At 40.7% G+C, this 13,527-nt stretch carries 18 protein-coding genes and 1 riboswitch; of the genes, 13 read left to right on the forward strand and 5 right to left on the reverse strand.

The genetic code is table 11. The annotated features are described in order from the left end of the window. Nucleotides 1–37: 37 nt before the first annotated feature. From ACHUFA_RS01255 to ACHUFA_RS01265, 3 genes are all read left to right on the forward strand, one after another. Nucleotides 38–577, forward strand: coding sequence for a tRNA (cytidine(34)-2'-O)-methyltransferase (locus ACHUFA_RS01255; RefSeq protein ID WP_222346985.1), 540 nt, complete (start codon nt 38–40; stop codon nt 575–577). 62 nt (nt 578–639) lie between these two features. Beyond that, nucleotides 640–772: riboswitch (FMN riboswitch) on the forward strand. A gap of 80 nt (nt 773–852) precedes the next feature. Then, nucleotides 853–1,410, forward strand: coding sequence for an ECF transporter S component (locus ACHUFA_RS01260; protein ID WP_222346984.1), 558 nt, complete (start codon nt 853–855; stop codon nt 1,408–1,410). A gap of 23 nt (nt 1,411–1,433) precedes the next feature. Then, entirely contained in the window at nt 1,434–2,084 is a 651-nt protein-coding gene (locus ACHUFA_RS01265) for a phosphatase PAP2 family protein (protein WP_222346983.1), read from the forward strand. A 174-nt stretch (nt 2,085–2,258) separates the two neighbouring features. On the opposite strand, the gene ACHUFA_RS01270 is transcribed toward ACHUFA_RS01265, so the two are convergent. From ACHUFA_RS01270 to ACHUFA_RS01280, 3 genes are all read right to left on the reverse strand, one after another. Continuing rightward, nucleotides 2,259–4,061, reverse strand: coding sequence for an acyltransferase family protein (locus ACHUFA_RS01270; RefSeq protein WP_394404680.1), 1,803 nt, complete (start codon nt 4,059–4,061; stop codon nt 2,259–2,261). Next, nucleotides 4,051–4,473: an MORN repeat-containing protein gene (locus ACHUFA_RS01275; protein WP_222346981.1), complete on the reverse strand. Its 423-nt coding sequence runs from the start codon at nt 4,471–4,473 to the stop codon at nt 4,051–4,053. Before ACHUFA_RS01275 ends, ACHUFA_RS01270 begins: the two co-directional genes overlap by 11 nt. Before the next feature lie 64 nt (nt 4,474–4,537). Further along, complete coding sequence (locus ACHUFA_RS01280; protein ID WP_394404681.1) at nt 4,538–4,972, reverse strand: low molecular weight protein-tyrosine-phosphatase; 435 nt, start codon at nt 4,970–4,972, stop codon at nt 4,538–4,540. A gap of 160 nt (nt 4,973–5,132) precedes the next feature. Between ACHUFA_RS01280 and ACHUFA_RS01285 the strand changes: the two genes are divergently transcribed. The 10 genes from ACHUFA_RS01285 to ACHUFA_RS01330 all read left to right on the forward strand — a co-directional run bounded on the left by ACHUFA_RS01285 (nt 5,133) and on the right by ACHUFA_RS01330 (nt 11,180). After that, entirely contained in the window at nt 5,133–5,654 is a 522-nt protein-coding gene (locus ACHUFA_RS01285; protein WP_222346979.1) for a Dps family protein, read from the forward strand. 113 nt (nt 5,655–5,767) lie between these two features. Then, on the forward strand, nt 5,768–5,992 hold the full coding sequence (locus tag ACHUFA_RS01290) for a YqgQ family protein (RefSeq protein WP_222346978.1): 225 nt from the start codon (nt 5,768–5,770) through the stop codon (nt 5,990–5,992). Continuing rightward, a complete protein-coding gene (locus ACHUFA_RS01295) occupies nt 5,989–6,375 on the forward strand; it encodes a rhodanese-like domain-containing protein (RefSeq protein WP_222346977.1) in 387 nt (128 codons plus the stop codon). The genes ACHUFA_RS01290 and ACHUFA_RS01295 overlap by 4 nt, the downstream gene beginning before the upstream one ends. Nucleotides 6,376–6,440: 65 nt before the next feature. After that, nucleotides 6,441–6,980, forward strand: a complete 540-nt coding sequence (rsmD, locus tag ACHUFA_RS01300; protein ID WP_222346976.1) for a 16S rRNA (guanine(966)-N(2))-methyltransferase RsmD — start codon at nt 6,441–6,443, stop codon at nt 6,978–6,980. A gap of 10 nt (nt 6,981–6,990) precedes the next feature. Continuing rightward, entirely contained in the window at nt 6,991–7,284 is a 294-nt protein-coding gene (locus ACHUFA_RS01305; protein WP_394404682.1) for a hypothetical protein, read from the forward strand. Next, the gene (gene coaD, locus ACHUFA_RS01310; RefSeq protein ID WP_222347181.1) at nt 7,281–7,766 is read left to right on the forward strand and encodes a pantetheine-phosphate adenylyltransferase; all 486 of its coding nucleotides are present in this window, start codon (nt 7,281–7,283) and stop codon (nt 7,764–7,766) included. Before ACHUFA_RS01305 ends, coaD begins: the two co-directional genes overlap by 4 nt. Then, complete coding sequence (locus tag ACHUFA_RS01315) at nt 7,763–8,812, forward strand: SepM family pheromone-processing serine protease (RefSeq protein ID WP_394404683.1); 1,050 nt, start codon at nt 7,763–7,765, stop codon at nt 8,810–8,812. The genes coaD and ACHUFA_RS01315 overlap by 4 nt, the downstream gene beginning before the upstream one ends. A 120-nt stretch (nt 8,813–8,932) precedes the next feature. After that, a complete protein-coding gene (locus ACHUFA_RS01320) occupies nt 8,933–9,526 on the forward strand; it encodes a YutD family protein (protein ID WP_394404684.1) in 594 nt (197 codons plus the stop codon). A gap of 8 nt (nt 9,527–9,534) precedes the next feature. Next, nucleotides 9,535–10,656 carry a dual-specificity RNA methyltransferase RlmN gene (rlmN, locus tag ACHUFA_RS01325; protein ID WP_222346972.1) on the forward strand — a complete coding sequence of 374 codons (1,122 nt, stop codon included), beginning with the start codon at nt 9,535–9,537 and terminating at the stop codon, nt 10,654–10,656. Next, nucleotides 10,656–11,180, forward strand: a complete 525-nt coding sequence (locus ACHUFA_RS01330) for a VanZ family protein (protein ID WP_222346971.1) — start codon at nt 10,656–10,658, stop codon at nt 11,178–11,180. Before rlmN ends, ACHUFA_RS01330 begins: the two co-directional genes overlap by 1 nt. Before the next feature lie 20 nt (nt 11,181–11,200). Here ACHUFA_RS01330 and nadE read toward each other — a convergent pair whose 3' ends face one another. Further along, nucleotides 11,201–12,025, reverse strand: a complete 825-nt coding sequence (nadE, locus tag ACHUFA_RS01335) for an NAD(+) synthase (protein ID WP_222346970.1) — start codon at nt 12,023–12,025, stop codon at nt 11,201–11,203. A gap of 9 nt (nt 12,026–12,034) precedes the next feature. Beyond that, the gene (locus tag ACHUFA_RS01340; RefSeq protein ID WP_222346967.1) at nt 12,035–13,492 is read right to left on the reverse strand and encodes a nicotinate phosphoribosyltransferase; all 1,458 of its coding nucleotides are present in this window, start codon (nt 13,490–13,492) and stop codon (nt 12,035–12,037) included. Nucleotides 13,493–13,527: the final 35 nt, after the last annotated feature.

Here is a 13,527-nt window from a genome sequence, read left to right on the forward strand (position 1 = left end):
TGTGGCATTTTTTTTGTAAAAAATAGAAAGCTACATTATGAATATCGAAACTCTTTCTTATCAAGAAATGGCATCTCGCAATCATGTCGTCTTGTTCGAACCACAAATTCCACAAAACACAGGCAATATTGCACGTACCTGCGCGGCAACCAATAGCCCGCTCCACATTATTAAGCCCATGGGTTTTCCTATCGATGACCGCAAGATGAAGCGTGCAGGATTGGATTATTGGGATAAGCTAGATGTTCGCTTTTATGAAAATCTAGAAGAATTTATGGCAACTGCAGATGGTCAGGTGCACTTGATTTCTAAATTTGCCGATAAGACCTATTCGGAAGAAAACTTTGATGACGGCCAAGCTCATTATTTTCTCTTTGGACGTGAGGACAAGGGATTACCAGAAGAATTTATGCGTCATCATCCTGAAAAAGCCTTGCGAATTCCGATGAATGACGAGCATGTACGTAGCCTCAACGTATCCAATACGGTCTGTATGATTGTCTATGAAGCCTTGCGCCAACAGCATTTTGTAGGTCTGGAGTTGACGCATACCTATGAAGCGGATAAATTGAAGTAATGTGATATTGTTAACAAAATAGATAAAAGCCTTGCCTCCACAAGGTTTTTTTGGTATGATTAACTTGTCTTCAGGGCAGGGTGTAATTCCCGACCGGTGGTATTTGGCAGAGGCGTTTGTCATTAGTCCGCGAGCGAAAGCTGATGTGGTGTGATTCCACAACCGACAGTAGAGTCTGGATGGGAGAAGGCGAAGGTTTTTTGGCGTATGCAGATATAGTCCAATTCATACCTTTGAGGCTTCTTTCAATTTGTCAAAATTGGAGGAATTTTTTTATGACACAAACACGCAAAATGGCTTATATAGCTATCCTTTCGGCAGTTTCTTTTCTGCTCATGTATTTGAAGTTTCCCTTGATTCCAACGGCAAGCTTCTTGGAAATTGATTTTTCCATTATTCCGATTTTAGTAGGCATGTTGCTACTTGATATGAAAGCAGCATGGGCAATCTTATTGATTCGGACAGTTTTAAAATTTATTTTTAACAATGCTGGTCCGTCTACCTTAATTGGTTTACCAATGAATATCGTTGCAGTTGGAGTTTTTGTTCTGGCAATGGCCTTTCTATGGAAGAAAAATCCTACTTTAAAGAATTATGTATTTGCTTCATTGGTTGGTACACTCGGTTTGACAGTGTCAATGATTGTTCTCAATTATATTTACGCTGTTCCTGTTTATGCAGCCTTTGCAAACTTTGATATCAAACAAATTTTGGGTCTGAATAATTATTTGTTTGGTATGGTATTGCCTTTCAATCTTTTAGAAGGTGTCCTGTTTGCTCTGGTATTCTACATTTTCTACATAGCTTTTAGACCCTACTTAAAAAAAATTTAAGCTAGCTATTCTATCCTTATTTTATGAAAAACAAACAATCTTATTTACGCTATGCGTCCTTTGCTGCCTTATTTTTTGTCATCTTAGGCTATACAGTCAAATTTTACCCTGAGACTTTGGCTAGCTTTGATGAAGGAATTCAGTCTGCTTTTCGAGGAAGTTTACCAGCCACAGCTACCTTATTTTGGACACGCATTACTCTCCTTGGTAATGTTCGTGTCACACTTGTGATCACAATACTGTTGGCTAGCTTCTTCTATTGGAAAAAATGGAAGGCAGAAGCCTACTTTTTGGTCTTAAATTTTGCCTTAATGGGCATCTTATCAACTGTTCTTAAGTCTGTCTATCAACGTCCGCGCCCAACCATTGACTGGTTAGTAGGGACGGTAGGTTACTCCTATCCGAGCTGGCATACGGCTTCGACACTTTTAATTGCTGGTTTTCTGGTGATTGTCCTGCAGCAACGTATGAAAAAAGGAAGCCTACGATTAGGTTGTCAAGTTGCTTTGGTTCTTGTTGCGGTTTTGGTAGCTTTATCGCGGATCTATGTCGGAGTACATTTCCCAACGGATATTTTAGGAGGATGGCTTCTAGCCTTGACAGTGCTCTTAGCAGTTTTCCCTTATTATGACCAATATCGCTTTACTCTTCGTTTTCAGAGTAAACAAAAATAAAAAAAGAACTTGAGACAAATGTCTCAAGTTCTTTCACTTTTATAGTGATAACCGTTTAAGGCAGTGGTTGAGTGGAGTCTAATATGTTGATAAATCAAGATTATTGCCCTATTTTGACGCGAACGTTATGACTACAAAATTGATTTCGTCGAAATCACGATTTTTGTTACACTCTCATTTTTTTATTGGTTTTTTAGCAGCTTCGGTGAGGGCTGTTTGTAGGGTTTTGGCAAAGAGTTCACCGCCACCAGCTTCTAAGTTAAAGTGTACCAAATCAGTATTGGCCCAGATATTCGGGTTAGCAATAGATGCTTGATACCAGTCCGCAATGGTAATATAGTCATATTTCTTGGCTAGTTCTTTTTCATATTCACCTGTCTGATAGGCAATCGAATCTGTCTGGCCGAAGTTGCCGTTATAAGGAGTGACAAAGATAAGGTGGTGCCCTTTTGGAAATTCGGAGATCAGCTTATCTAGTAATTCTTGATAGTTGTCAACCGTATTGGTACCAAGAGCAACGACGACATCTTGTTTTAAGGTATTACTATTTTTATAAAGTTGAATGAGTTTGCTCAGTTCAGAGAGGTTTCTGCTGACCGCCCCATCAATTTGAGCCTGAGGGAGAATTTCCTGAATAGCTGAGCTAGCTCGAACAGTGACAGAGTCCCCGAAAATAGTAGTTCCTGCTTTGATATTATAATCACTTGCAGTCGCATTTTCAGCAGCGTTTCGTGTAGCCAGCATTTGACTATCTGCTTGTTGGAGATTGCTGATTTGCATTTCTTTTTCAAAACTACCAACCTTTGGTGCTGTTAGACTGATGATCATAGTTGTCAAGCTCAGAAGAGCAAAAGTTCCAAGAAACCATTTTTTATATGGGTTCAAGTCTAAATCCAGTTTGAAAACAGAAATAGATTTTCCAGCGATATAGGGCTCTAGAATATAGAAAGAAATAGCTGAAAGCAGAATAGAGAAGAAAGTCGTCAGCAATACTGCAAGTAAATTATTGGTAAAAAGTTGACTAAAGATAATATAAAGTGGCCAATGGAAAAGGTAAATGCTATAAGAAATATCTGAGAAGAAGGTCAGAATGGCTGGTTCTTCTATATCAGGTGTCTCTTCATGTAGCAAACGTGCACCAAGTATCATAGATGTGGCTGCAAGACTAGCAAGGAGGAAACCAAGTAAATAGGTCCAGATGTTGTCGAATTTTAAGAGGAAGGTCAGTAGTAAGAGGAGTCCAGCTCCACCTCCGAGACAATAGAGACTTTCTTTCATGTTCCAGACCTGATGGAGCTTCTTAAAGGCTTTGCTTGGAAATTGTACCCCTACCAAACTTGCTAGAACTGCGCCAAGAAAGAAGGGGAAGATATGTGTCCAAGAAGAGAAGTAGATAGTAGAGAAACTTTCTACAAAGAAGCTGGAGATGAACATGCTGAGGAAGCTGAGCAAAAAAACAGCGCTTGAGATGAGAAAGACAAAGCCACGCAACTGTCCAATAGACTTGGTGATTTTTGTCAATCCCCAAACTGCTAATCCCCAAAGGATGTAGAAGTGGACTTCAACAGCTAGACTCCATGTGTGAACAAAAAGATGAGGGGTGTACTGATTTTCATAACCATTTCCCAGCATCATTTCAAACCAGTTGGTCACAAAACCAAGGCTTGCGACAATCTGACTGCCAATACTAGCTAAAAAATCTCCTCGAACGAGTAAAGCTAGTGGCGTCACAAGCAATATCATGAGAACCAATGGAGGCGCAATTCGATAGAGACGGCGTTTAAAGAAACCAAGAATATCGATGGTTTGATTGCGCGTGTATTCGTCTAAAAGAAGGGAGGTAATCAAGAAGCCGGAGAAGGTAAAGAAGACATCAACACCAACGAATCCACCTGAGAATCCCTTCAAAAAGAAGTGATAGAGGAGGACCAGTAGAAGACCGGTTACTCGAACGATTGAAAACCATTTAATGCGCATCTTGATAAATTCCCTCTTTGAACTTTCCTTCGTAGACAATATTTGTCTCAGTTGTTAATTTTCCTTGACCGTCAGCAACACCTTTTTTGAACTGTCCCACATAGGTCCAACCTGCTTTGGCTTTAAAGGTTCCCTTACCATCAAAAACACCATTTTTGAAGTTTCCTTGGTAGGTATCACCATTTGAAAAAGTAATTTTTCCTTGGCCATTGAGCTTGTTATTGGCAACATAGCCTGTATAAACTATTTTTCCATTGTCCAAAGTTAAACTTTGCTTGCTTGGAATGCGTCCAAAAAACATGCTTAAAGCACAGAGAAAAATGATAACGGCAGCTGCTATTTCTAAATTTGTCCGAGTCAGATAAACCCTTAGTTCTTTGAATTTTTCACTATCAAAAGATAACTGTTTCATGTACTACATCTCTTTCTGTAAACTAGGTCCATTCTACCATGTTTGGACAAATATTACAAAAATATTACATAGAATTCATCTGCTTCAATTTTTGTAACCATTCTTTACAACCTGCTAAGACGCGCTGGTAGGTTTCTTCAAAATCCCCTGTATAATAAGGGTCGGGGACACACTCCACAGTAAAAGGATGAATCTTATAATGCAAATGAGCAGGAACCATCTTCTTTAAATCACGGATGTTATTGCGATCCATACCGATAATAAGATCGAATTTCTCCGTATCTGCCCTAGTCAATTGTTGGGAACTTTTGGTCGGTTCGTAGGGAATCTGATATTGCTTCAATATTCCTTGCGTACCCCTGTGGATAGGATTTCCATGCTCCCATGAGGATGTTGCACGACTTTCTATTTCAATATCTGTGGTCAGATTTTTCATCACAAACTCTGCCATAGGACTGCGGCAGATATTACCTAGACAAACAAAAACAATTTTTTTCATGCGTTTTTCTCCTTTTCTTCTATTATACCCTAGTTGGATTTGTTTGTTTTTCTTATTTTTTGGCTATTTTAGAACATTTCTAATTTATGGACTAAAAGATTGAAATGTTGACGGTTTTTATTTATAATGATTATAAATAAAAAGAAAAGAGGGCAATGATATGAACCATTATCAAGCAGCAGTGGAAGTGGCAAGTTTTGCCAAATCTAAGACAGTAACAATCAATTTTCCAGAGACACAGAAAGTATTGAACCAGACGGTGGCAGATTTGTCAGTTGCGCATTCAATCTTGCACCAAGTTCACTGGTACATGCGAGGTGCTGGATTTATGGTTTGGCACCCAAAGATGGATGAATACATGGCGGAGTTGGACGGTTATCTAGATGAAATGAGTGAACGCTTGATTACCTTGGGAGGCGCTCCATTTTCAACGTTGGCGGAATTTAGCAGCAATAGCCAGTTGACAGAAGTTAAAGGAGACTATAATTTGTCTTTAGAAGAACAGCTAGCGCGTGTCTTGGAAGTTTATCGTTATTTAGCAGGCTTGTTTACAAAAGGATTTGCTGTAACAGATGAAGAAGGAGACAGTGTGACAAATGACATTTTCAATGTGGCAAAAGCGAGTGTTGAAAAGACGATTTGGATGCTGGCAGCAGAATTAGGACAAGCCCCAGGCTTATAAGAGAGAGCATCGAAAGGTGCTCTTTTGTCTATCTTTTCTAAAAAATGAAAGCAGAAAGAGCGGGATGTGAAATAGACCTTGAAAATAGAGCGGATTTTTGCTAAAATTTTCCTATGAAAACCCTTTACGATGTGCAACAATTGCTCAAACGATTTGGTATCTTTGTCTATATGGGAAATCGCCTCTACGACATTGAAATGATGAAAATCGAACTCCTCCAGATTTATCAAGTAGGTCTTTTGGATAAGATGGACTACATTCAGGCAGAATTGATTTTGCGCAGAGAACATCGGCTGGAAGAAGAGTATCAGAAGAAAAAGGAGCAAGCAGAAAAATGAACTCAACTCTCTTAATTTTATTGGTGACACTGGTTTTATTGTTGACTTGGATGGGCTACAATTACTGGCGTCTAAAACGTGCAGCGACGTTGATTGAAAACAAGGAATTTGCTGAAAAAATGCATGGTGCACAAGTCATTGACTTGCGTACACCAGCTGAATTTAGTAAAAAACATATTCTTGGTGCCCGTAATATTCCTTCAGAGCAAATCAAGCAAAGTCTAGGTGCTATTCGTAAGGACAAGCCAGTTTTGATTTACGAAAATGACCGTGGGCAACGCGTAACATCAACAGCTCTTCTCTTGAAAAAAGCAGGCTACAATGAAATTTATATTTTAAGTTATGGTCTCAATGAATGGGACGGCAAAGTAAAAGTGAATTAGATAAATTGAGGACAGCTGTTAGGCTGTCTTTTTCTTTTAATAAACTTTTTGATATAATACTAGGTATGAGAATTGTTTCTGGAAAATATGGCGGTCGTCCGCTCAAGACTTTAGAAGGAAAAACCACGCGTCCTACTTCGGACAAGGTGCGAGGCGCCATATTCAATATGATTGGTCCCTACTTTGATGGAGGGCGTGTACTTGATCTTTTTGCTGGCAGTGGTGGTCTGTCTATTGAAGCTGTTTCGCGGGGGATGGAATCCGCTGTTCTGGTCGAACGTGATCGGAAAGCTCAAGCCATTGTTCAAGAAAATATCCGTATGACCAAAGAAGAGAGTCGGTTTCAGTTGTTGAAGATGGAAGCGAATCATGCTTTGGGTCAATTAGACGGACAGTTTGATTTGGTCTTTTTGGATCCGCCTTATGCCAAGGAAGAGATTGTGGCAAATATCGAGGAATTTTGTCAGCGCCAGCTTTTGTCCCAGGACGTCATGGTGGTCTGTGAGACGGATAAGTCTGTAGAGTTACCGGAAGAAATCGCAGAGCTGGGCATTTGGAAACAAAAGACATATGGTATCAGCAAGGTTACAGTTTATGTGAGGTAGGAGGTGCAGCATGCATTCACTATTTTGGGGACTTTTAGTCATTATCATTGGAATTTTGGTCTATCTCTTGGTGCGATTGAAAAAATTGGAAGACTTGATAAAAGGCTATCACTTGAAGAATCAGGAGGGGGCGGGAGCTTTATCAAAAAGTCGGAACCCACTTTATCTCTTTTGTGCTCTGGTATGTTTTTTGCCCAATGTAATAACTTGGCTGTTGGCTGGCTTTAGTAAGTATTCTTGTATAGGCTTGCTTCCTGTCTTGCTTTTTTTATACTTATATGCTTGTCAGAATGAGGATAAATAATGAAAAAAATAGGCTTGTTTACAGGGTCTTTTGATCCGATAACAAATGGACATATTGACTTGATTGAGCGAGCTAGTCAGCTATTTGACCAGCTATATGTGGGGATTTTTTACAATCAAGCAAAGACAGGCTTCTTTTCTGTGGATGAACGGCGACAGATGGTAGAAGCTAGCCTTGCGCATTTGGAAAATGTTACGGTGATAACGTCGTCAGATAAGTTAGCGGTGGCTGTAGCAGAAGAATTAGAGGCGACTCATCTTGTACGAGGGTTGCGCAATGGAACGGACTTGGCTTATGAAATGAAAATGGAATTTTACAATCAAGCTCTCTCCGAAAAGTTAGATACCGTTTACCTGACTGCCAAACTGAAACACCGCGAGATTTCCTCATCAGGTATTCGTGAGCTGATTCATTTTGGGGCAACGATTGAAGATTATGTACCGCAGGCAGTTTCTGCTATATTAGAAAAAGGAAAACAATGAAAAAACATCAAAAATTATTTCTATTTAGTTCAATTGGTCTGGTGACCATTCTTCTCTGGCTTGCTCTCATCTTCCCCTTACCCTACTACATCGAAAGTCCTGGTGGTGCTTCTGATATTCGCTCGGTTTTGACAGTGGAAAATAAGGAAGATAGTGCTAAAGGTTCTTACAACTTTGTTTATGTTCAAGTAAAATCAGCAACGGCAATCCAATTATTGATGGCTTATTTTGATAAAAACTCGGATATCTACACTGAAAAAGAAATGACGGGAGGCTCAAACAGTGAGGATTACTACCGTATCAGTCAATTTTATATGGAAACTTCCCAAAATATGGCTAAGTACCAAGCGCTGAAATTGGCAGGAGAGGAAGCCTCTATGGACTTTTTCGGGGTCTATGTTTTAAATGTAGTGGATAATTCAACCTTCAAATCAGTTCTCAATATTGCCGATACTGTCACAGGTGTTAATGGTAAAACTTTCCAAAGTTCAAAGGAATTGATTGATTACGTTGGTGGTTTGAAAATTGGAGATAAGGTCAGCGTTCAATATGCCAGTCAGAACCAAAAATTATCAGCAGATGGGAAGATTATCAAGTTAGAAAATGGCAAAAATGGCATTGGGATTGGCTTGGTAGACCATACAGAAGTCAAGAGTGACACAGCCATTGACTTTGAAACGGGAAATATCGGTGGACCAAGTGCTGGTCTTATGTTTACCTTAGCGATCTATACCCAGTTGGCCAATCCAGATTTACGTGACGGGCGTACCATTGCTGGGACTGGGACTATTGAACAGGACGGTTCTGTCGGAGATATTGGTGGAGCAGATAAGAAGGTTCTCTCAGCCGCTAAAGCAGGAGCTAGTGTTTTCTTTGTTCCCAATAATCCAGTGAATAAAGAAGTGCTAAAAGTTAAGCCAGATGCCAAAACCAACTACGAAGAAGCTAAAAAAGCTGCGGAAGAAAACCATCTGCACATCAAAGTCGTACCTGTAAAAACAGTACAGGATGCCATTGATTACCTAGAAAAAACAAAAGGCGAGTAAGTTGCTCGTCTTTTCTTTCGGATAAAATTGTCTGAAAATTATCATCCATGGCAAAAGCTCAGCAAATTTTCCTAAAATACGATATAATGAATGAATTAGGACTCTAGTAAAGGAAAAAAGATGAAGAAAGAAATTTCTCCAGAAATGTACAATTACAACAAGTTTCCGGGCCCCAGTTTTGCACGGGTAGGAGATAAGGTTGTAGCAGAAAATATTGAATTGGATTTGGTGGAAGATTATCGTGATGCCTTCGACCAGACGGTATTTGGACAACGCTTCTCACAAATTATGCTCAAGTTTGATTATATTGTGGGAGATTGGGGCAATGAACAATTGCGCCTCAAGGGATTTTACAAAGATGAAAAAGCTGTCAAAACAGATATTAAAATTAGTCGCCTAGAAGATTATTTGACGGAATTTTGTAACTTTGGCTGTGCTTATTTTGTCTTGGAAAATCCAAATCCGCAGGAATTACCGGCAGAACCAGAAGAGAAGCCCAAACGCCGTCGCAGCCGTAATAATCGCAATCGAAATAACAATCATAGTAATGGTGCCAAGGGGGCTAGTGCTCAACAAGGTCGCCATTTTACTGTTAATGAAAAGACAGCTCCTGCCAAAAAACAGCAACAGGAACGCCGTCAACGACAAGATAAGAAAAAATCAAACCGTGAAATTCAAGAAGCCAAACGTGGCTTTGTAATTCGCCAGAAATAAGGAGCAACATGAAATCATCTATTTATGCCCTCACGCGCCAACAATTGTTGGATTGGGCACTTGAAAACGACGAAAAAAAATTCCGTGCCACTCAAATTTGGGAATGGCTCTATCAAAAGCGGGTTCAATCTTTTGAGGAGATGAGCAATTTGCCAAAATCCTTGATTGAAAAATTAGACCAGCAATTTGTCTTCAATCCCTTGAAACAACGTATTGTCCAAGAATCCAAAGATGGAACGGTGAAATACCTCTTTGAATTGCCAGACGGTATGTTGATTGAGACAGTGCTCATGCGCCAGCACTACGGGATGTCTGTTTGTGTGACGACGCAGGTTGGTTGTAATATTGGTTGTAGCTTCTGTGCTTCTGGTCTGATTCCAAAACAGCGCGATTTGACCAGTGGTGAGATTGTTGCGCAGATTATGTTGGTGCAAAAATACTTCGATGAGCGTGGTCAGGGCGAGCGCGTCAGCCATATCGTGGTCATGGGGATTGGTGAACCCCTGGATAACTATGATAATGTGATGAACTTCCTGCGTGTCGTTAACGATGATAAAGGCTTGGCAATTGGTGCTCGTCACATTACGGTATCGACTTCTGGTTTGGCACCAAAAATCCGTGAATTTGCTCGTGAAGGTGTGCAGGTTAATTTGGCAGTTTCTCTTCATGCACCAAATAACGATATTCGTTCACGCATGATGCGTATTAACCGTCGCATTCCAATCGAAGAACTCTTTGAAGCTATTGAAGATTATATCCAAGTGACCAATCGCCGTGTGACCTTTGAATACATTATGCTGAATGAAGTCAATGACGGAGTGGAACAGGCGCAAGAATTGGCTGATTTGACCCAGAAAATCCGTAAGTTGTCTTATATCAACTTGATTCCCTATAACCCTGTTTCTGAGCATGACCAATACAGTCGCTCAACTCCAGAACGTGTGGCAGCCTTTTATGATCGCCTCAAGAAAAATGGTGTTAACTGTGTGGTTCGTCAAGAACATGGTACAGACATCGATGCTGCCTGTGGACAGTTGCGTTCTAAGACGCTCAACAAAGATCGCGAACGTGCTAAGGCTAGGATTGCCGCTGCGAAAGCAAAAGCAGGAATTCGGGAGATTCAACCTTAATGAGACATTTCTTTCAAGAAAATGGTCAACTGACTCACTTGGGAAGAAGTTTTACAAAAGTTTTAGCTGGAGTCTACGCTCTGGCTATTTCTTTCATGTGCTTTCTTCCACAAGGGCTATTTCCAAGTATCAAAGGATTTTCCACACCAGGTATTGTTCAAATAGGGAGACTTTATTTCCTTTTGACGCCTTTTAATAGCTTTGTCAACGGCCATAAAATCCATACTATCCAAGGATTTCTCTTTGTCCTCCTGCAAAATTTCAGTAACATTTTTCTTCTCTTTCCCCTCGTTTTCTGTCTTATTTTTCTTTTTAAAAAATGGCAGAGCCTAAAAGCAGCTACTCTCTATTCTTTTTGTATGAGCCTTTTTATCGAGTGTACTCAGCTGCTTTTGGACCTGCTTATCAATGCAGAACGAGTCTTTGAAGTAGATGACCTTTGGACCAATACCTTGGGTGGGGTTTTAGCTTATTTACTTTATAAACAATGGATTCATTTTAACATGACAAAAACCAGCTCCTAGGCTGGTTTTTGAATTGTCATTTATTTCCAAAAATCATCGAAAACAGTGATGGGAAGATGGCGCTTATGAGCTGTTTTTTTCCACCAATTTTCAATGGTTGCTTGAGCTTCTGGTGTGACAGTTTTTCCTTCTAGGTAGTCGTCAATGTCATTGTAGGTAACACCGAGTGCGACTTCGTCAGCCAAGCCAGGGCGGTCTTCTTCTAGGTCTGCGATAGGAACTTTTTCGTAGAGAGCTTTTTCTGCTCCGAGTGCTGCTAGTAATTGCTTACCTTGACGTTTATTGAGGCGGAAGAGTGGCAAGATATCTGCACCGCCATCACCGAATTTTGTAAAGAAGCCAGTAATATTTTCTGCAGCATGGTCGGTACCGATAACGGCTCCCTTGTACTCGCCAGCAATAGCATACTGGGTAATCATGCGTTGACGTGCCTTAATATTTCCCTTGTTGAAGTCGGAAATATCAAGACCAGCTTTAGCAAGTTCCGCTACTTGTCCGTCAACTGATTCTTTGATATTGACTGTTAAGCTAAGATCTGGTTGGATAAAGGCAAGCGCGCGTTGAGCGTCGTCTTCATCTGCCTGTACACCGTAAGGGAGGCGGATGGCGATAAATTGATAGCTGTCATCACCTGTTTCTGCTCGGAGTTCTTCGATGGCAATCTGTGCTAGGCGCCCAGCTAAGCTAGAGTCTTGTCCTCCAGAAATGCCCAGAACATAACTTTTTAGAAAGCTGTGCTTTTTCAAGTAGTCTTTCAAAAAATCAACGGACCGACGGATTTCTTGCTGAGGATCAATGCTTGGTAGAACACCTAGTTCTTTGATAATTGTTTCTTGTAAGGTCATACGATTCTCCTATTTGGATAAGTTTCCGAGAGCCTGCTTGCGGACGCTATCAATGAGATTCATCTTGTGGTCCCAGACATCCTTCGCTAGGTCAACAGGGTAATCCTGTGGATTGAGCACGCGTTTGTACTCATCCCAGAGTTTGTCAAATTCCTTGTGGGCATAGTCTTGAATTTCTTGCAAGCTAGGAAGTTGATAAACCAACTCTCCTTTCTCAAAGACAGGGACGAGTAGTGGAACGGCATCAAAGTTTTCCACAGTTTTATTGATGTAGGTATAAGTTGGGTGGAACATGTGGATACTTTCCAAATGTGCCACATCTGTATCAGCAAAGGTGATATAATCTCCCTCTGATTTGCCTTTTTCGCGGGAAGTAATGCGCCAAACTTGCTTTTTACCTGGTGTTGAAACCTTTTCTGCATTTGAAGACAATTTAATGGTGTCTTTCATATTTCCATTTTCGTCTTCAATCGAAACAATCTTGTAAACCGCTCCGAGTGCTGGTTGATCGTAGGCGGTGATTAACTTAGTCCCAACTCCCCAGACATCAATCTTGGCTTTTTGCATCTTGAGGTTGAGAATTGTATTTTCATCCAAGTCGTTTGAAGCGTAGATTTTAGCCTCAGGGAAACCGGCATTGTCCAGCTGTTGGCGAACTTTTTTAGAAATATAAGCCATATCTCCTGAGTCGATGCGAACGCCGAGGAAGTTGATTTTGTCCCCAAATTCTCGAGCGACCTTAACTGCAGCAGGGACGCCTAAACGAAGGGTGTCGTAGGTATCTACTAAGAAGACACAGTTTTTATGGGTGCTGGCATAGGCCTTGAAGGCATCATAGTCATTACCAAAAGTCTGCACTAGAGCGTGGGCATGAGTGCCAGAGACTGGGATGCCAAAGAGTTTACCTGCTCGAACATTTGAAGTAGCACCAGCTCCGCCGATAAAGGCGGCGCGTGTTCCCCAGATAGCAGCGTCCATTTCTTGAGCACGGCGTGTACCGAACTCCAAGAGAGGCTCATCCTCAATCACCGTTTTGATACGGCGGGCCTTGGTGGCGATGAGCGTTTGATAATTGACAATATTTAGAATAGCAGTTTCAACTAGCTGGCATTGGGCAAGAGGCCCTTCAATTTGCAGGATTGGTTCGTTGGCAAAAACGAGATCGCCTTCTTTTGCGGAACGAACAGTTAATGCCATTTTGAGGTTTGCCAGATAATCGAGGAATTTCTCAGGATATCCTTGATCGCGTAGATAGGCAATATCTGTCTCAGAAAAACGTAGATTGGATAGGTAGTCCACGACGCGTTCTAAACCTGCAAAAACTGCATAGCCATTCTCAAATGGTTGCTTACGGAAATAGACTTCAAAAACAGCATGTTTGTTATGAATATCTTGGTTAAAGTAGACCTGCATCATATTAATTTGGTATAAATCTGTGTGCAGGGTCAAGCTATCATCATTGTACATAGGCTTACTCCTTTTAATCAGTATTATAGCATAAA

It is taken from the genome of Streptococcus hepaticus (genome assembly GCF_043656315.1).
Lineage (GTDB): Bacteria > Bacillota > Bacilli > Lactobacillales > Streptococcaceae > Streptococcus > Streptococcus hepaticus.